Here is a 17,123-nt window from a genome sequence, read left to right as displayed (position 1 = left end):
CGTCAGGATCCATGGCGGGACGTCCGTTCCATGGCCGGCCAGAGGCCCTCCGGCCTGAAGCGCACCATGGCGACCAGGGCGATGCCGTAGAAGAGATAGCGGAACTCGCCGAACTCGCGCAGGAGCTCCGGCAGCCCGATCAGCACCAGCGAGCCCATGACGACGCCCGGCAGGCTGCCGAGCCCGCCGATCACGATGATCGACAGGAGGTTCACCGAGATCAGCAGCTGAAACGAATGCGGATAGACCGCCCCGATCATCACGGCGAAGACCGCGCCGGACGCGCCGGCGAAGCCCGCGCCGATGATGTAGGCGCACAGCTTGACCGCGACGAGGTCGATGCCGAGGGCCTGCGCCACGTCCTCGTCCTCGCGGACCGCCACCCAGGCCCGCCCCATCTTCGAGGACTGCAGGCGGGAGGAGACGAAGGCGGCAATGCCGGCGAGACCGAGGGCCAGGCCGTAGAAGGCGATCGGCGAGCCGATCTCCTCGCCGCCGAGCATCGGGCGGTCGATGCCGATGATGCCCTGCGAGCCCCCGAGCAACGGCCGGGTGAGATCCGAGACGACCAGGACGCGGATGATCTCCCCCAATCCCAGGGTCGCCAACGCCAGATAGTCGCCGCGCACGCGCAGCACCGGCAGGCCGAAGACGAAACCCGAGAAGGCGGCGAGCAGGATGGCGATGGGCAGAGCCGCCCAGAAGGACAGCTGGGCGATGGAGACCGGGCTGGAGGAGCACAGGAGCGCGACCGTATAGGCGCCGACGGCATAGAAGGCCACGAACCCGAGATCGACGAGACCGGCGAGGCCGAGCTCGATATGCAGACCCATGCCCATCAGCGTGTACAGGGCGACCAGCACCAGGACCTGCGCGATGAAGGCGCTGGTGACGAAAGGCGCCAGGACCATCGCCGCGACCAGGACGGCGATGCCGATGCGGCGCCTGCGGAGCGGATCGCGCTCCGTCGCCGGGCGGCCGGCGCTGCGATAGCGCCAGGCCGCGGCGGCGAGCGCCAGCGCGCAGGCCGCCCAGAGCTTCACGCCTTCCGGGCCGAAGGCCGCCAGCTGCACCGGGCGCAGACCGACATTGTTGAGGATGTCCACGGCGATGTCGCGGAACAGGCCGGCCATGGCGACCGTCAGCAATCCGATCAGGACCGCGCCGCGCCAGCGCGCCGACAGGAGGCCGACCAGGCCGCCCAGCAGCGCGGTGGCGGTGCCGGCCGCGACCAGCGTGCCGGCCGCCGGCAGGGAGCCCGGCTCGCCGACGAAGCTGAGCGCACGCACCAGCATCGGATTGGCGGCGACGAGATAGGTGCGCAGCTCCACGGAGCGGATCAGCAGGAGGAAGGCGGCCATCACGGCGCCGTAGACGAGGCCGGCGATCAGGCTGCGCGACAGCGGCAGGGCGGCATCCTGCGTCGGGGGGCCCTTGAGGGCGGCTCCGAGGCCGGCCGCGATGCCGAAGGACAGCATGGCGGCCTGCGAGAGCGTCAGCCAGCCGTCGATGATGAAGCGGGCGTTCATCGCGGCATAGGCGCCGATCAGGGCGAAGAAGATGCCGGCGCCCCCGGCCAGCAGGCCCGCTCGCACCGCCTCGGCAGCCGGTCGACCCTGGCGGTTGGCGAGGCGGAACGAGCTCGTGGTGATCTCGAACGTCATGGCGTCAGGCCCGCTTCGAAGCCAGCCGTTCGCCCAGGAGGCCCTGGGGACGGAAGATCAGGATCATCACCAGCATGCCGTAGCCGATCACGTCCCGCAGCTGATAGGGCGCGGGCACGCCGAAGCCTTCGAACAGCAGGGCCGGCCCGAGCGTCTCCGACAGGCCCAGGACGATACCGCCGAGCAGGGCCCCCGGCAGGTTGCCGATGCCGCCGAGGATGGCGGCGGCAAAGCCCTTGATGCCGAGGGAGAAGCCCATGAAGACCTGGATCTGCTTGAAGACCAGTCCGTAGAGAACGCCGGATGCCCCGGCCATGGCGCCGCCGAGCGCAAATGTCAGGACGATGACCCGAGCCACGTTGACGCCGGACAGGGCGGCGGCGTCACGATCCTCCGAGACGGCGCGCATCGCCTTGCCCAGGCGCGTGCGGTAGACCACCAGCATCAGGGCCGCCAGCATGATCACGGCCGCCGCGAACGCGATGATCTGCTGGATCGGGATGGCAAGGGCGCCGATCTGCACGGAGCCCTCCATCCAGCCGAAGCCGGGATAGGCGCGGTTGCGCGTGCCGAACAGGCCGCGGGCGGAATACTCGATCACGAAGGTGAGCCCGATGGCTGAGATCAGCGGCGCCAGGGACCGCACGTGCAGGAAGGGGCGGTAGGCGACGCGCTCGATGCCCAGCGAGACCAGCGCCCCCGCCGCCATGCCGGCCGCCATGATCAGCGGCAGGAACAGGAGCGGCCCTTCCTGGAGCATGCCCTTGGCCTGCAGCGTGGTCGCCACGAACATGCCGGCATAGGAGCCCACCATCATGACATCGGCATGGGCGAAGTTGATCATGCGCAGGATGCCGTAGACCATGGTGTAGCCGAGCGCGATCAGCGCATAGATGCTGCCGATGATCAGGCCGAACACCGCGAAGGACATCCAGTTCTCGGCGGAATAACGGTTGGCCGAGAGCCCCAGCACGCATCCGCTGATCAGGAAGCCGGCAACACAGAGCCGGATCGCCAGCAACGCATGGTCGACCCAGGTCTTCCGGCGCATCCAGTCCTGGAATGCGCCGGCCGTCGCGATCGCGCTCGTCATCACGGCGCGATCTGAACGGGATTCTTGCCCGCCTCGAAGCTGCCGACCTCGCCGCCGGTATATTTCCAGACGGCATAGGCCTGAGAGCCGCAGTCGCCCAGCTTGGTGCAGGCGATCGGGCCGCTCAGGCCGCTGATGTCCTTGGTCTCGAGCAAGGCGTCGCGAAGGGCCTGCCGGCCGACATACATGGTGCCGTCACCGTCGACCTTCGCCACCTTCTTGATCGCGGCGATGGCCATCACCGCCGCATCGTGGCCGAGCGCGCTGAACGAGCCCGTCGGCTCCTCGCCATAGGCGGCCGCATATTTCTTCAGGTATTCCGGATAGTCTTTGCCGTAGGAGTTGGCCGCGGCGGCCAGCACGCGGAAATCGACGACGGAGTCTCCCGCGGCTTCGATCATGCCCGGGCTGAAGGTGCTGCCGGCGCCGAAGAGCTCGGTTTTGGCGAGATCGGGAATCTCCTTGGCCTGGCGCGTGACGAAGGCGGCCGCGGAGACGAAGATCGGCATGAACACGATCTGGGGCTTGCTGGTGCCGATGCGGGTGAGCACCGGCCGCATGTCGGTATCGCTCGGGGAGATCGCCTCGGCCGCGACGATCTTGCCGCCCTTCTCCTTGAAGGTCTTCTCGAAGGCGCGGACGAGCTGCTCGGTGAAGGGGCTGCCGTCATGGATCGTGGCAGCCGTCGTGTATTTCTGGATGTCCGCGGCATAGTGCGCCGCGAAGGCGGCCTGGTCGATGTCGTTGGGCACGACGCGCATGAAGCCGGCGAATCCCTCCGGCCGGCCGGGATCGGTCAGGGCCGGCGCGCTCGAGCCGATGCCGATGGTGGGAACGCCGGCCTTCCACAGGATCGGGGCGCCGGAGCGCGCTCCGCTGGAGCAGGACGGGCCGAGCGCCACCAAGAGCTGCGACGTGCCCGCGAGCTTGGACGCCGCCAGCTGGCCGCCCTCGGCGGTGCACTGCGCATCCTCGGAGAGGAGCTTGATCGGGAAGCCGGAGATCTGGCTGCCGGCGTCGCTGATCGCGACCTCCATGCCGCGGCGCTCGTCGATGCCCTGGGTCGAGTCGGGGCCGGACATCGAACCCCACTGGCCCAGCACGATGGGCTCGCCCGGGGCGAGCTTGACGACGCCGATCGGGTCCGTCACCGGCCCCGACGTCTGCGCATACACCGCGCTCGACACCGGCGTGAGCAGCGCGAGAGACAAAATCCAGGACTTCATCGTCATTGTGTTCCCCTTATTCTCTGCAGAATTCTGGATGACCGGCCCATCTTTGCCGTGGGCTCGGCTGCTCTCTCTCCATCGGCGTCCATGGTCGGCTGCCGCCGCCCGGAGCGTCAGGAAATGTAGGTCCCGCCCGAGATCGTGACGGTCTCGCCGACGAGATAGGTGTTGTGGTCCGACAGGAGGAAAAGGATCAGGTCCGCGATCTCGGCGGGTTCGGCGGCGCGGCCGATCGGCATCTCGGCCAGGGCCCAGGGCTGGAAGATGTTGCCGGCCTCCTTGGCCTTGTCGGTGGCGATCCAGCCGGGGGCGATGCCGTTGACCAGCACCTTGTCCTTGGCGAACTCGAGGCCGAAGCTCTTGGTGAGGCTGATCACGCCGGCCTTCATGCAGGCATAATGGGCATTCCCCGGGTGCGGCTTCAGTCCGGCGACGGAGCTCACGTTGACGATGCGCCCGCCGCCCCGCCCGCGCATGTGCAGCACCGCCGCGACGCTCATGTGGTAGAGGCCGCGCAGATTGACGGCGAAATTGCTGTCCCAGGCCTCGTCGCTGATCTCCAGCAGGGGGGAACGGGGATAGATGCCGGCGCTGTTGACCAGACCGTCGATATGGCCGAAGGCGGCGACGGCCTGATCGAACAGGGCGTCCGCGCCCTCCTTGCGGGTGATGTCGCCGATGATCGCAGCAGCCCGCCCGCCGGCGGCCTCGATGTCAGCGACGGCGATCGAGGATGCCTCGGCGTTGAGGTCGACGACGGCGCAGGCTGCCCCGGCCTTGGCAAGGCTCAGGCAGACCGCCTTGCCGACGCCATTGGCGCCGCCCGTGACGACCACGTTCTTTCCCGTCAGATCCATCGTGCTGCACTCCTCTCGCCGTAACTTCGGGAGGGAGGGGCGCAAATGGCAAACGCCTTTTTCTAAACTGCCCGTAAGACAGATTTAAGCGCCGATCATGGATTAGAGAAATTTATCGGACAGTCCGGTCTCGGCGTCGTCGGCGAGGCTCGCCGCGCTCCGGCCGGCCTGGCCCCGAGGAAGAAATGCCAAAGCATGCGCCTCCAGGGCAAACGCTCATGAAGCGGATGCTGGCCGTTGTTGGGCCAGCTTCTCGATCAGATAGCTGCCGAGGACTTCGACGCGCTTGGGCAACGGCCCCTCGGGCGGCGTCACCCAGTAGACGGCGCCGAGCGGAATCGACCAGTCGGGCAACAGGCGCTCGAGCCGATGGGATTCGATCGCCTCGCGCAGGAAGAATTCCGGCAATATGCCGAGGCCGGTGCCCGCGATCAGCGCCGGCATCATCGCATCGCCATTGTTCACGCGAAGCGGGCCCGAAGGCCGCACGCTGGCGGATTTGCTGCCCCTGGTGAAGCGCCAGGCCTCCGTGTTCGTGGTGTAGCTGTAGCCGATGCAGCGGTGCTCCGTGAGGTGGAGCGGGTGCCTGGGTCTTCCATGCCTGTCGAGGTAGGCGGGCGAGCCGACGAGATAGCGCGGCATCTCGCACAGCCGCTGCGCGGCGAGCGAGGCTCCGGGCTGGACGGCGATGCGGATCGCAGCGTCGAACCCTTCGCCGATCACATCGGTCGTCGCGTCGCTCAAATGCAGATCGATCGATATTTCGGGGAAGGCGGCAAGAAAGTCCGGCAGCAGCGGGGCCACCTGCATCGTGCCGAAGGACATGGGCGCCGCCAGACGCACCAATCCCCGTGGCGATCGGGCCTGGGCCCGGGTCGCATCCTCGGCAGCCTCCCCTTCGGCAAGGATGTGGGCCGCGCGCCCCACCAGCTGCCGTCCGGCATCCGTCAGCTCGAAGCGGCGGGCCGTGCGGATGATCAGCCGCGCGCCGAGCCGTGCCTCGATCCTGCCGACCGCCTTCGACACGGTTGCTTTCGCAAGCCGCAGCTCCGCGGCAGCCTCGGCGAAGGAGCGGCACTCCGCGACCTTCGCGAAGATGGCGAGCCCCTCAAGGTCCGGCAGCCTGGCCATGATTACAAATTTCGAAACCTCGGATTTCCATAGTTTCTATTTCTAAGTTCATCGGCTGTCCATAGATTCCACGGCGGGATCGCTGCACCGCGCGACAGCTGCGGGAACGCGATCCGCCATGGATGCAAGCCGCCTCGGAGGATTCGATGGAGCTGCAGACACACGGCGTCAGAAAATATCCTCCGACGTCGGCATTGCTGGCCTCGTCCGCCGGGCTTGGCTGGTCGACGATATCGGTGGAGCTGCGAGCGCATGGGGTAGCCGAAGCTCCGGCGATCGTTCCCCAGCATGTGGAGATCTGCCTGGTTGTCGCCGGCAACGAAGACAGTCTCGTCAGGCGAACCGGCGCCGGATTCTGCCAGGAGGCGATGCCGAGAACCGGCGCGATCTGGTTGAGCCCAGCCGGGGTCGGCAAGGAGATCGTCATAACCGCGCCAATTCCCCAGACACTGCATCTGTACCTGCCGACAACGCTGTTCGATCGGTTGAACGACGATTTCAACCTTCCGGCCGCACCGGCCCATTCGATCCGTCATGCCGTCGGCATCGACGACGATGTCATTGATCAGATCGGACGTTCAATCCTCTCCGAGCTCACGGTCGGGACGGCCGCAAGTCGCGTCTACGTCGAAACTGCCGCTCTGATGCTCGCGGCCAGGCTTCTTCGAAAGCATTGCGACAGCGGGGCATGCGCATCCACCGAATCGTCCGCGCACAACCTCGACCAGGGCCGGCTTCGCCGCGTTCTCGACTATATCTCGGCAAATATCGACGACGACATAACGCTCGTGAATCTCGCGGGAGTTGCGGATTATAGCACGTTCCACTTTGCGCGGAAGTTCACGCTCGCCATGGGCGTCCCGCCGTATCGCTATATCAGCCGCATGCGGCTGGAGAATGCGATGGCGGAGTTGGCCGCGGGCAAGCTGCCGCTGGCGGAGATCGCGCTCAATGCGCACTTCTCGTCGCAGGCGAGCTTCACGCGAGCGTTTCATCGCGCGACCGGCATGACGCCCAAGGAGTATCAGCGCCGTCGACTCTAGCCCGCGGGAGAGGCCGCCTCCGTGGGTGCTCGCGGCAGGATGGTCGCGCCGGCTTCCAGACCGCGAGGGCACTGGCCAGCAAGAGCGGCAAAAAGATCCGCAAGCCGGGGAAAGACAGAACCAGGCCCGAATGCTGTTGTTCCCGCTCCGGCCTTTCCTTCGCCGAAGCCGGCGAGCACTTCAGCGGGACAGCGAGATGAGCGTCAAGACGACTGAGCACGACCGCAACGAGCAACTGATCCGCCGGCTGTACCATCTCGCGGAGGCAGACTCGAAGGACACGCAGCAATTCGTCTCGCTTTTTGCAGATGGCGGCTACTTCTATGATGTCGCTGCCGGCAAGAAATACTATGGCTCCGACATCGGCGTGACGGTCGACGTCTATGCCGCCGCCTTTCCCGATATGCACAGGCAACTCGACAGCTTCTATTTCCACGACAATGTCGTCATCGTGGAGCTGTCGTTGAACGGCACGCATAAGGGCGATCTGGTGATGCCGGCCGGAACCATTCCTGCGACGGGAAAGCAGATGCACGCGCCGTGCTGCGACGTCTTCCATATCGAGAATGGCAAGGTCACGTCGTTTCATTGCTACGTCGCGGTTCCCATTCTTCTGGGGCAGCTCGGTGTGCTCATGAATCTCGGAGCGGCCCTCAGGCATTGATGGGGAACATCGGCGATATCCTTCAGCGGGACCTCACGCGGTCCCGCATGGAGCATCGCCCGCGACCTCGCGCTTCTCGAGGCGACCGCCGGCCGATACCCGCCCCTTCCTGGCCACGACCGAGGGTGCCGATGATCGAACGCAGGCCCTTCGACGAGCTCCCGGGCGAGGACCTGGGCTGGCTCAAAGCCCGGCATCATTTTTCCCCGGCCGCGCAGGACGATCCATCGCGGAGCGGCTGGGGCTGCATTCGCGGCTGGAACGACGAGGAGATCGCGCCAAACGCGGGCTTTGCTCTGCAGGTGCATGCCGATATCGAGATCATCATCTATGTCCGCGAAGGCATCGTCACCCACAGAGACAGTCTCGGCAACGAAGGCAGGCTCGGAGCGGGAAACGTTCAGGTCGTCAGCGCCGGTACGGGCATCCGACATGCCGAATACAACCTGGAGCAAGCGTCGGCACGAATCTTCCAGATCTGGATCACGCCGACGTCGTCCGGCGGCTCGCCCGCCTGGGGGGCTCAACCATGTCCCGCGACCGAGCGCTCCGGATGTTTCGTGGCGATCGCGAGTGGCTTGGACGGCGACCACGACGCCCTGCCCATTCGCGCCTGCGCCCGGGTGCTGAACGCCAGGTTGAAGGGTGGCGAGTCGATCGAGCACGGGCTCGGCGAACCGCGGCTCGCCTACCTCGTGCCGTCGTTCGGGACCGTCGACGTCAACGGCGTCCGAATTCACGCCAATGACGGCGCCGCCATCAGGGACATCGACATCGTCACCATCACGGCAATCGAGGACGCGGATGTGGTCATGGTCGATATTCTTCAGGGACACGCGTGACGACAACACGATTGGTGGGAGGAGAACATCATGGCGAAGGTTCTGGTGCTCTATTATTCGTCATACGGCCATATCGAGACCATGGCGGCGGCCGTCGCCGAGGGAGCCCGGGAAGCCGGCGCAGAGGTCGACATCAAGCGCGTTCCCGAGCTCGTGCCCGACGAGGTCGCGCGCACCTGGCACTTCAAGATCGATCAGGCCGCTCCCATCGCGAAGGTCGATGACCTCGCGGCCTACGACGCGATCATCATCGGCGCCGGCACCCGGTTCGGCCGGCTGTCGTCGCAAATGGCCAATTTCCTGGACCAGGCCGGCGGCCTCTGGGCGCGCGGCGCCTTGCACGGCAAGGTCGGCGGGGCCTTCACCTCGACCGCCACGCAGCATGGCGGGCAGGAAACGACGCTGTTCTCGATCATCACCAATCTCCTGCACTTCGGCATGGTGATCGTCGGGCTCGATTACGGCCATGCCGGCCAGATGACCCTCGACGAGATTACGGGCGGGTCTCCGTACGGCGCCACGACGATCGCCGGTGGCGACGGCTCGCGCATGCCGACGGCCAACGAGCTGGTCGGTGCGCGCTACCAGGGCCGCAGGGTCGCGGAGGTCGCGAACAAGCTGCACGGCTGATGCCGCGCGAACGCTGCTGGACCCGAGCCGGACGGCATGAGGGCCCGGGAGGCTTCGCGCCTGCCGCTGGCCTTGCGGCTCCCACTCAAGGAGGACCTGTCCATGCAGGGATCGGCCACGGATCACCCATCGACGGACGTCGTCGTCATCCATCCGCTCGATCCCGGAGATGCCGCGATCGCCGCCGCGATGCGCGCCATGGTCAGGCCAGCCAAAGGCGCGCGACGCGGGCTCGAAGCGCGCGGCCAGTTCGACGCCGTCATGGAGAGCGCCCTGCCGCGCGACGACGTGACGTTCGAGGCAGACACCGTCGGCGGCCTATCGGGATTTTGGGTCCGCCCTGCGAATTGGCGGGCGGACGAGGCAATCCTCCATCTGCACGGCGGCTGGTTCAACTTCGGATCCGCCAGGGCCTACCGCCATCTTGTCGGGCATATCGCCGCGAGGGCGGGAACGAGGGCGTTCATCCCGGACTATCGGCTTGCTCGCGAGCACCCGTTTCCGGCGGCCCCGGACGACGTGCTGGCCTGCTACCGCGCCCTTGCCGCGAGCGGCGTTCATCGGATCGCCCTGACGGGAGACTCAGCCGGAGGCAATCTGGCGCTGGGGCTCGCCTCGCGCGTTGCCGGCGAAGCCGCCGCCGTCGACACGGCTCTCCTCGGCATTGCCGTGCTGTCGCCGATCACCGACCTCACGCTTTCGGGCGCGAGCTACGAGACGCGTGCCGATGCCGATCCCCTGTTCACGCGCCCGCAGGTCGCGGAGCTCGTGCAGTCCTACCTGGACGGCGCCGACGCGGATCATCCGCTGGCTTCGCCGCTCTACGGTCGACTTGCCGGCATGCCGCCCGTCCGCATCCACGTCGGTGACGACGAGGTGCTGCTCGACGACTCGCGCCGCTATGTCGAGCGTGCGGCTGCCGCCGGCGTCGACGCCCGGCTCGATGTGTGGATGGGGATGCCGCACGGCTTTCCCGGAAGCATCGGAAGGCTGAAGGCGGCAGCCCAGGCCCTGGATGCCGTCGGCGCTTTCCTCGCCGAGAGGCTGGCGCAGGCGGGTCCGTGAAGCCCTCGCTCGGGAGCACGGCCGAGGTCGCCGGAGACTCGCGGCGCCTCGCAGCCGGTGCTTCCCCGCAAAGGCGGTCAAAACAATCGCAAGTCTGGGAAAGACGCAAGTCGCGCCGCGTGCTTGCCTCGCGCTGCTCTTGCAAGGCGTGAAGGGCCGTCGGGAACAATGATCATGAAAATCGGTGTGAGCGCCGCGAGCGGTCGTCCCGGCAGGGCCAGGGTTGCCGAGGCTTCGGCAACCTGATCACGACCGGCGGCCTGCCTCAGATCGCAGCCTCCGGCGCGGGCGCGATCGGCATCGGCACCCGACAGCTCGCCGGCCCATTCCGAAGCGCTTGGGATCAGGGGCTTTCGGTGACGGCGCCAATCCCACGCCCGCTCTTCAAAGGAGAAATGCGATGTCCCATGCACGTGGCGTAACCGAAGTGAACGGCATCAGGGAATATGAGTACTTCGCGGGCGGCGAATGGCGCACGGCAGAAGCTCACAAGCTGTTCGACGTCTATCGGCCCTATGATCGCGGCCTCTATGCACGCGTCGCCGCGGGCGGCCGGCCGGAAGCGCAGCTGGCGGTCGACGCGGCCGCCAAGGCATTCCCGGCCTGGTCGCAGACGACCCCGGCCGAGCGGGCAAAATTGTTCTTCAGGGCGGCCGAGATCGTCAAGCGGCGCCGCGCCGAGATCGCCGAAATCCTGGCCATCGAAACCGGCAGCACCATCTCCTTCGCCACGTTCCAGCAGGACCTCGTGGCCGCCACCATCGAGCAGGCGGCCGGATGGATGTACCTGCCGAAGGGCGAGGTCCTGGAGACCAACATGCCCGGCACGCACTCGATCGGGGTGCGCCGGCCGCTGGGCGTGGTGGCGAGCTTCACGCCGTGGAACGGCGCCAACGTCCTGTCGTGGCGCGCGGTCCTGTCGCCGGTGGCTGCCGGCAACACGGTGGTGGTGAAGCCGTCCGAGCTCGCGCCGATTTCGGCCGGCCTCATTCTCGCTGAGATCGCGGAAGAGGCCGGCTTCCCGGCAGGGGTCATCAACGTCGTGACCCATGCCCCGGGCGCCGCGGGCGCCATCGCCGATGTCTTCTTCGAGAGCCCGGACGTGCGGGTCATCAACCTGATCGGCGGGGTCAAGACCGCGAAGATGCTCGCCAAGCGCGCCGGCGAAACGCTCAAGCGCACGACGATGGAGCTGGGCGGCTACAACCCGATGATCATCCTCGATGACGTGGATGTGGACTATGCGGTGCGCACCGCGACGTTCGGCTCCTTCTTCCACCAGGGACAGATCTGCCTCAACACGCGCCGCATCATCATCCAGCGCAAGATCGCCGACGAGTTCCTCGAAAAATTCGCCGCCCGGACCAGGACGCTGCCATCCGGCGATCCCCAGGATCACAAGACCATCATCGGCCCGCTGATCACGCCGGCTGCCGTCAAGCTGTGCGACGACCGTGTCAAGGAAGCGCTCGCCAAGGGCGCCACATTGCATACCGGCGGCGTCTTCGAGGGCCAGATCTACCAGCCGACCATCCTCAGCAACGTGCCGCTCGATGTCGCCGTCGCCAATGAGGAGACTTTCGGACCGGTCGTCGTGGTCGAGGTCGTCGATACCCCCGAGCAGGCAGTCGAGGCGGCGAACCGCACCCTGTACGGGCTCACCTCATCCATCCTCGCGGGCGACACCTATCGCGCGTTCGAGCTGGCGCCGAAGATCCTGGCCGGCATCGTCAACGTCAACTCGCCGACCGTGAACGACGAGATTCATGCGCCGATGGGCGGCGTGCGAGACAGCGGCTGGGGCCGCACCGGTCCCGACAGCCTGAAGGAGTTCCAGGACGTCATCTGGATCAACGCCCACAGCGGCCAGCGCCAATACCCGATCTGAGCCGCAATGCACCCGGCTCGACCGCCGAGATGGAGGACCCGAGATGACCAATGCCCACGAAATGATGCAGGTCCTTCTGGACCAGGTGGCGAGCGGGCAATTGACGAGGCGCCGCTTCCTGGCGGTGGCGGGCGCTGCCGGTCTGACCGCCGGGCTTTCGGCCGCGGCGGCGGACCAGGCGTTCGCCGCCGGCGACAATCAGGCGGCCAACCAGGCCAAGCTCGAGGGCGCCTACGACTACATTGTCGTGGGTGCGGGCGCGTCCGGCGCGATCGTCGCCGGCGAGCTGTCGAAGACCGGCGCCAAGGTCCTGGTCGTCGAATCCGGCGGTGCCGATACGGCTCCCACCATCGGCAATCCAAGCATCTGGTTCTACAATGTCGGCGGCCCCCTGGACTGGAAGCTGCCGATCGCCCCCGTTCCCCAGCTGAACAATCGAAAGTTCAACATGGCGCTCGGCCACGTTCTCGGCGGCGGCAGCTCCATCAACGCGATGGTGTGGTCGCGCGGCCTGGCGCGCGACTACGACGCCTGGGAGCGGCGCGGCGCGAAAGGCTGGGCCTTCAAGGACGTCCTGCCGACCTACAAGGCGCAGGAGGATTGGGAGGGCGGCGCGAACCAATGGCGCGGCGCCGGCGGTCCCGTCCACATCCGCAGGCCGGGAGACCCTCATCCGACGGCGCCGGCCTTCATCGAGGCCGCACGCCAGATGGGCTTTCCCATCCTCGACGACACCAACGACCCGGTGCGCGCCGGAGCCGGCTATATCAACATGAACATCGCCGCCGACGGCACCCGGGTGAGCTCGGCGCGCGCCTTCCTGCGGCCGAACCTCGATCGGCCGAACCTCACCCTCGCGCTGAACACCAACGTCACAAAGGTGCTCTTCGAGGGCGATCGGGCAAGCGGCGTGGAGCTCGTCACCGGCGACGGCGTCCGGAACGTGCAGGCAACCCGGGAAGTGATCCTCTCGGCCGGCACCGTCAACGGCGCGAAGCTGCTGATGCTGTCGGGCATCGGCGACGCCGCGCAATTGCAGAAGCTCGGAATCAAGCCGGTCGCGAACTTGCGGGGTGTCGGCCAGAACCTGCAGGATCATGTCCTCGTCTCTGGCGTCGTCTACCAATACAAGGGGAAGATGCCCGACCGTCCCGCGGACAGCAACGCCGTCGAGGCCGAAGTCTACTTCTCCAGCGGCATCGACGGCCATACCACCGATATCAACCTCGTGCTGGAGCAGCTTCCGATCGCGACGCCGGAGGCGGCTGCCCGGTTCGGCGCCACGCCCCCTGGGGAAGGCTTCACGATCGCGCCGGCGCTCATCCAGCCGACCAGCCGCGGCCATGTCCGGCTTGCCAGCGCGGATTGGCGCGATGCGCCCGTCATCGAGGGCAACCATCTCGGCACGGACCGCGACCTCGCCGCCATCGTGCGGGCGATCGAAGCGGCGCGCGAGCTCGGCAGCAAGGCTGCCCTGGACGGCGTCCGCGAAGCGGAGGTGGTGCCAGGCCCCAAGGCCGCCAGCCGGCGGGACCTGGTCGACCTGGCGCGGACGGCGGCAGCGAGCTTCGGTCACGCGGTGGGGACTGCGAAGATCGGCACCGGCGCCGATGCCGTCGTGGACAGCGAGCTTCGCGTCCACGGCCTGCGCGGCCTGCGCGTGGCGGACGCCTCCGTCATGCCGTCGATCATTTCGGGCCCGACCAATGCTCCGGCCTTCATGATCGGCGGCCGCGCCGCCGACCTGATCAAGGCCGCCACATGATGAAGAAGCAGGACATCGCGCGGCCGGAGAGCGCGGAGCCAGGGAGCAGCCGATGACCCTTTCCATGCAACGACCCGACCATCGTGATCTCACCTCGCGAGAGGTTGCCGATCGTCTCGCCATTCGCGAGCTCGTCGACGCCTATGCCCACTGCGCCGACCGCCGCGACGTCGAGGGCCAGATGTCCCTGTTCACGGCGGATACCGAGTTCCTGGTCTACATGGACAGCCGCAACGCCGCCCCGACGCAGGCCATTCACGGTCGCGACGGCCTGCGCCCCGTGTTCGAAAATCTGAGCACGTATGAGGCGACGACGCACTTCAACGGTCAGTGCACCGTGACATGGGCACCGGACTCCGCAACGGGGATCTCCTACTGCCTGGCCCATCACGTCAGATCCGATGGTCCCGGCCGGAGCCTGATGATCGCTTCGATCCGGTACCTCGATCATTTCGTGAAGCTGGACGGCCATTGGTACTTCCGGCAACGAAAGCTGATGGTCGACTGGATCGACACCCGCCCGATGGGCGCGGGCTGACGCGTTCTGCTCCAGCCCGGCTCGCGCCCTTTCGGAATGACAGACCTATGCCGCTTCGCCAGGTAAGGCGGCTTGCAGCGTTTCCCTGGACACCACCCCATCGAGTCCGGTCGATCCGTAGAGCCAGGCGATGGCGTCATACCAATCGGCCGGCGACTTGGCGCGCATGACGGCGTTGCGCAATTGAGCATGAGCGCCGGCGGGGTGGTAGATGTGCTGGCCGATCTCGCGCGATTGCAGCTGGACGCGCGCAGTGCGCAGCGCGCGCTTGCGATTGTAGGACGGAAGCGCCTTTTCCGCGTCCCCACCGGCTGCTTCCATCTCGGCCACGAGGCAGACCGCATCCTCCATGGCCATGCAGGCGCCTTGCGCGAAATATTGCAGCATGGGATGGGCGGCATCTCCGAGCAGGGCGACGCGGCCATCGACCCAGTTGGAGACCGGCTCGCGATCGCACAGCACCCAGAGCTTCCAGTCCCGGCCACGCTCGATGATCTGGCGCGCGACGGGCGCGACATGGGCGAAGCCCTTGGAGACCTCCTCATGCGTCGCGGGCTTGCCGGCCACGGGTTCCGGGGCGTCGTTGTGGCAGGTGACGACGAGGTTGAAGAGCTTCCAACCCGAAAGCGGATAGTGCACGATGTGGCACTTCGGCCCCGCCCAAAGCGTTGCCGCGTTCCAGCGCAGATCCTCCGGCATATCCTCCACCGGAATGACGGAGCGATAGGTCGTATGCCCGGACACGCGCGGTGCCCCGTCTCCGACGACCTGCTTGCGAATGTTCGACCACAGCCCGTCCGCTCCCAGCAGGGCCGAACCCCGGATGCGACCGCCGTCGGCGAGAACGGCGGTGACGCCGGTTCCGTCCTGCTCGTAGCTCCTCACCTCGCAGCCGGCTCGCAGCTCGACCAGCGGGCTCGCTTGGCAGGCTCGCAGGAAAACGCCGAACAGCTCACCGCGATGAACGACGGCATACGGGTTGCCGAAGCGTTTGCGGAAAGCCTCGTCGAGGGGAATGCGGGTCACCTCGTCCCCGGTCATGGCATCCATGAACCGCAGGCTGTCGATATAGACCGCCATGCGGCGCGCCGTGTCGCCCACGCCGAGATAGTCGAAGGCGTGGAAAGCATTGGGTCCGAGCTGGATGCCGGCGCCGATCTCGCCGAGCTGGGGCGCCTTTTCCAGGACGATGGATCTGAACCCCTTTCGGGCAAGGCCCGCGGCGGTCGCCAGGCCGCCGATGCCGCCACCGGCGATGATGATGGGAAGCCGTTCGCTCATGCAGTCTCCTCCCTGAGCATCAGGTGTCCGGCTCCGCGCTGGGGCGCCGGTCCTCGCGGTTATTCGCTGTCCGGCTGGCGCGAGGGATGAGCCGCCGCGAAGGCCGGCAGGGCCTCGCAGGCCGCGCGCACCGCCGTCAGGCGCGGCATGGCGGTGAGATCGATGCCGAAGCGATCGGCGGAGAAGAGCTGCGGCACCAGGCAGATGTCGGCCAGCCCGGGCCTGTCGCCGAAGGCAAAAGACCCGGGCTGGCCTGCACGCGCCAGGAGGGCCTCACACGCCGAAAGCCCTTCGCCGATCCAGTGCCGGCACCAGGCGTCGAGCACGGCCTGCGGCTGCCCGAGCTCCGTCTTGAGATAGTCGAGCACCCTCAGGTTCTGCAGCGGGTGGATGTCGCAGGCGATGGCCTGGGCGAAGGCGCGCGCACGGGCCCGTTCGTTGCGATCCACCGGCAGCAGCGGCGGGTCCGGATGGGTCTCATCCAGCCATTCGATGATGGCGAGCGACTGGGTGAGGATCGCTCCGTCGATCTGCAGGGCCGGCACCAGCGCCTGCGGATTCAGCGCGCGATAGGCCGGCTTCTTCTGCTCCCCGCCGTCTCGGCGCAGATGCACCGGCACGAGCTCGTACGGCACGCCCTTCAGATTGAAGGCGATGCGACAGCGATAGGCGGCCGAGCTGCGGAAATAGCCCCGGAGCGTGATCATTCCGCCGCTCCGATCCTCAGCGAGACCGGCTCGAGGCCATCGATTTCGCCGCAGACCACATGGCCGGCGACGATCGGCCCGACGCCGGCGGGCGTGCCGGTGAAGATGAGGTCGCCGGGGACGAGGTGGTAGTACCCCGACAGATGCGCGATGATGTCCGGCACCGGCCAGACCAGGTCGGCCAGATGCGCATCCTGGCGCACCTGCCCGTCCACTGCGAGGCGGATGCGCTGGGGACCGATGGGACCGAAATCGCCGGCCTTGGTGATCGCGGCAATGACCGCCGATTGCTCGAAATCCTTGCCCAGGTCCCAGGGCCGCCCCTTGGCCCGTGCCTCGAGCTGCAGATCCCGGCGCGTCATGTCGAGCCCGGCGGCATAGCCGTAGACGGCGGACGGCGCATCGGCGGCGCCGATACGGAACGCCGGTCGGCCGATGGCGACGACGAGCTCCATCTCATAATGGTAATTGGCGGTTCCCGGCGGATAGGGCAGCGTCAGTCCGCTCGCGACCGCGGCAAGCGGCGACTTCAGGAAGTAGAACGGCGCCTCCCGGTCCACCTCGACCCCCATCTCCCTGGCATGGTCGGCATAGTTGCGGCCGACGCAGAAGATCCGATGCACGGGATAGGCGCCCTCCTCGCCCCGCACGGGGATCGCCGTGAATTCCGCGGCAGGAAACACTCTCTTGGTTGCGCTCATCGGGCTCGGGTCCTCAGCAAGACGG

General features: G+C 67.2%; 16 protein-coding genes. 8 read left to right on the top strand and 8 right to left on the bottom strand.

Going from position 1 to position 17,123, the window contains the following annotated elements:
• Positions 1–2: 2 nt before the first annotated feature.
• From QO011_RS25520 to QO011_RS25500, 5 genes are all read right to left on the bottom strand, one after another.
• Entirely contained in the window at positions 3–1,664 is a 1,662-nt protein-coding gene (locus QO011_RS25520; RefSeq protein WP_307278361.1) for a branched-chain amino acid ABC transporter permease, read from the bottom strand.
• A gap of 4 nt (positions 1,665–1,668) precedes the next feature.
• Complete coding sequence (locus QO011_RS25515; RefSeq protein WP_307278359.1) at positions 1,669–2,757, bottom strand: branched-chain amino acid ABC transporter permease; 1,089 nt, start codon at positions 2,755–2,757, stop codon at positions 1,669–1,671.
• On the bottom strand, positions 2,757–3,989 hold the full coding sequence (locus QO011_RS25510) for a branched-chain amino acid ABC transporter substrate-binding protein (RefSeq protein ID WP_307278356.1): 1,233 nt from the start codon (positions 3,987–3,989) through the stop codon (positions 2,757–2,759). The genes QO011_RS25515 and QO011_RS25510 overlap by 1 nt, the downstream gene beginning before the upstream one ends.
• Before the next feature lie 110 nt (positions 3,990–4,099).
• Positions 4,100–4,843 (bottom strand): SDR family NAD(P)-dependent oxidoreductase, encoded by a 744-nt coding sequence (locus QO011_RS25505; RefSeq protein WP_307278354.1) that lies wholly within the window; start codon positions 4,841–4,843, stop codon positions 4,100–4,102.
• A gap of 216 nt (positions 4,844–5,059) precedes the next feature.
• Positions 5,060–5,974 (bottom strand): LysR family transcriptional regulator, encoded by a 915-nt coding sequence (locus tag QO011_RS25500; protein WP_307278352.1) that lies wholly within the window; start codon positions 5,972–5,974, stop codon positions 5,060–5,062.
• A gap of 146 nt (positions 5,975–6,120) precedes the next feature.
• On the opposite strand from QO011_RS25500, the gene QO011_RS25495 reads away from it, so the two are divergent.
• From QO011_RS25495 to QO011_RS25460, 8 genes are all read left to right on the top strand, one after another.
• Positions 6,121–7,017 carry a helix-turn-helix transcriptional regulator gene (locus QO011_RS25495; protein WP_307278349.1) on the top strand — a complete coding sequence of 299 codons (897 nt, stop codon included), beginning with the start codon at positions 6,121–6,123 and terminating at the stop codon, positions 7,015–7,017.
• A 196-nt stretch (positions 7,018–7,213) separates the two neighbouring features.
• Complete coding sequence (locus QO011_RS25490) at positions 7,214–7,681, top strand: nuclear transport factor 2 family protein (RefSeq protein ID WP_307278346.1); 468 nt, start codon at positions 7,214–7,216, stop codon at positions 7,679–7,681.
• A 131-nt stretch (positions 7,682–7,812) separates the two neighbouring features.
• Positions 7,813–8,523 (top strand): pirin family protein, encoded by a 711-nt coding sequence (locus tag QO011_RS25485; protein ID WP_307278343.1) that lies wholly within the window; start codon positions 7,813–7,815, stop codon positions 8,521–8,523.
• Positions 8,524–8,553: 30 nt separating this feature from the next.
• Complete coding sequence (gene wrbA / locus QO011_RS25480) at positions 8,554–9,153, top strand: NAD(P)H:quinone oxidoreductase (RefSeq protein ID WP_307278340.1); 600 nt, start codon at positions 8,554–8,556, stop codon at positions 9,151–9,153.
• Positions 9,154–9,342: 189 nt separating this feature from the next.
• Positions 9,343–10,218, top strand: coding sequence for an alpha/beta hydrolase (locus QO011_RS25475; protein ID WP_307278338.1), 876 nt, complete (start codon positions 9,343–9,345; stop codon positions 10,216–10,218).
• 223 nt (positions 10,219–10,441) lie between these two features.
• Positions 10,442–12,106, top strand: coding sequence for an aldehyde dehydrogenase family protein (locus QO011_RS25470; RefSeq protein ID WP_307278335.1), 1,665 nt, complete (start codon positions 10,442–10,444; stop codon positions 12,104–12,106).
• A gap of 43 nt (positions 12,107–12,149) precedes the next feature.
• A complete protein-coding gene (locus QO011_RS25465) occupies positions 12,150–13,871 on the top strand; it encodes a GMC family oxidoreductase (RefSeq protein ID WP_307278333.1) in 1,722 nt (573 codons plus the stop codon).
• 52 nt (positions 13,872–13,923) lie between these two features.
• A complete protein-coding gene (locus QO011_RS25460; RefSeq protein ID WP_307278331.1) occupies positions 13,924–14,409 on the top strand; it encodes a nuclear transport factor 2 family protein in 486 nt (161 codons plus the stop codon).
• Positions 14,410–14,454: 45 nt separating this feature from the next.
• On the opposite strand, the gene QO011_RS25455 is transcribed toward QO011_RS25460, so the two are convergent.
• From QO011_RS25455 to QO011_RS25445, 3 genes are read right to left on the bottom strand one after another with little or no spacing between them, the layout of a single operon-like run.
• Entirely contained in the window at positions 14,455–15,690 is a 1,236-nt protein-coding gene (locus QO011_RS25455; protein WP_307278328.1) for a 3-hydroxybenzoate 6-monooxygenase, read from the bottom strand.
• Between the two features lie 59 nt (positions 15,691–15,749).
• The gene (gene maiA / locus QO011_RS25450) at positions 15,750–16,394 is read right to left on the bottom strand and encodes a maleylacetoacetate isomerase (RefSeq protein ID WP_307279007.1); all 645 of its coding nucleotides are present in this window, start codon (positions 16,392–16,394) and stop codon (positions 15,750–15,752) included.
• Positions 16,394–17,098, bottom strand: a complete 705-nt coding sequence (locus tag QO011_RS25445) for a fumarylacetoacetate hydrolase family protein (RefSeq protein WP_307278324.1) — start codon at positions 17,096–17,098, stop codon at positions 16,394–16,396. The genes maiA and QO011_RS25445 overlap by 1 nt, the downstream gene beginning before the upstream one ends.
• Positions 17,099–17,123 lie beyond the last annotated feature (25 nt).

Origin of the sequence: Labrys wisconsinensis (genome assembly GCF_030814995.1) — a bacterium.
Classification (GTDB): Bacteria; Pseudomonadota; Alphaproteobacteria; order Rhizobiales; family Labraceae; genus Labrys; species Labrys wisconsinensis.
The sequence above is the reverse complement of the archived record's forward strand: the minus strand, read 5'-3'. Positions and strand labels throughout refer to the sequence as shown.

Coding starts and splice junctions, on each gene's coding strand:
- QO011_RS25515 (WP_307278359.1), bottom strand. CDS start 2,757: ATGACGAGCGCGATCGCGACGGCCGGCGCATTCCAGGACTGGATGCGC.
- QO011_RS25465 (WP_307278333.1), top strand. CDS start 12,150: ATGACCAATGCCCACGAAATGATGCAGGTCCTTCTGGACCAGGTGGCG.
- QO011_RS25455 (WP_307278328.1), bottom strand. CDS start 15,690: ATGAGCGAACGGCTTCCCATCATCATCGCCGGTGGCGGCATCGGCGGC.
- wrbA (WP_307278340.1), top strand. CDS start 8,554: ATGGCGAAGGTTCTGGTGCTCTATTATTCGTCATACGGCCATATCGAG.
- QO011_RS25485 (WP_307278343.1), top strand. CDS start 7,813: ATGATCGAACGCAGGCCCTTCGACGAGCTCCCGGGCGAGGACCTGGGC.
- QO011_RS25490 (WP_307278346.1), top strand. CDS start 7,214: ATGAGCGTCAAGACGACTGAGCACGACCGCAACGAGCAACTGATCCGC.
- QO011_RS25445 (WP_307278324.1), bottom strand. CDS start 17,098: ATGAGCGCAACCAAGAGAGTGTTTCCTGCCGCGGAATTCACGGCGATC.
- QO011_RS25505 (WP_307278354.1), bottom strand. CDS start 4,843: ATGGATCTGACGGGAAAGAACGTGGTCGTCACGGGCGGCGCCAATGGC.
- QO011_RS25520 (WP_307278361.1), bottom strand. CDS start 1,664: ATGACGTTCGAGATCACCACGAGCTCGTTCCGCCTCGCCAACCGCCAG.
- QO011_RS25500 (WP_307278352.1), bottom strand. CDS start 5,974: ATGGCCAGGCTGCCGGACCTTGAGGGGCTCGCCATCTTCGCGAAGGTC.
- QO011_RS25495 (WP_307278349.1), top strand. CDS start 6,121: ATGGAGCTGCAGACACACGGCGTCAGAAAATATCCTCCGACGTCGGCA.
- QO011_RS25475 (WP_307278338.1), top strand. CDS start 9,343: ATGCGCGCCATGGTCAGGCCAGCCAAAGGCGCGCGACGCGGGCTCGAA.
- QO011_RS25460 (WP_307278331.1), top strand. CDS start 13,924: ATGACCCTTTCCATGCAACGACCCGACCATCGTGATCTCACCTCGCGA.
- QO011_RS25510 (WP_307278356.1), bottom strand. CDS start 3,989: ATGACGATGAAGTCCTGGATTTTGTCTCTCGCGCTGCTCACGCCGGTG.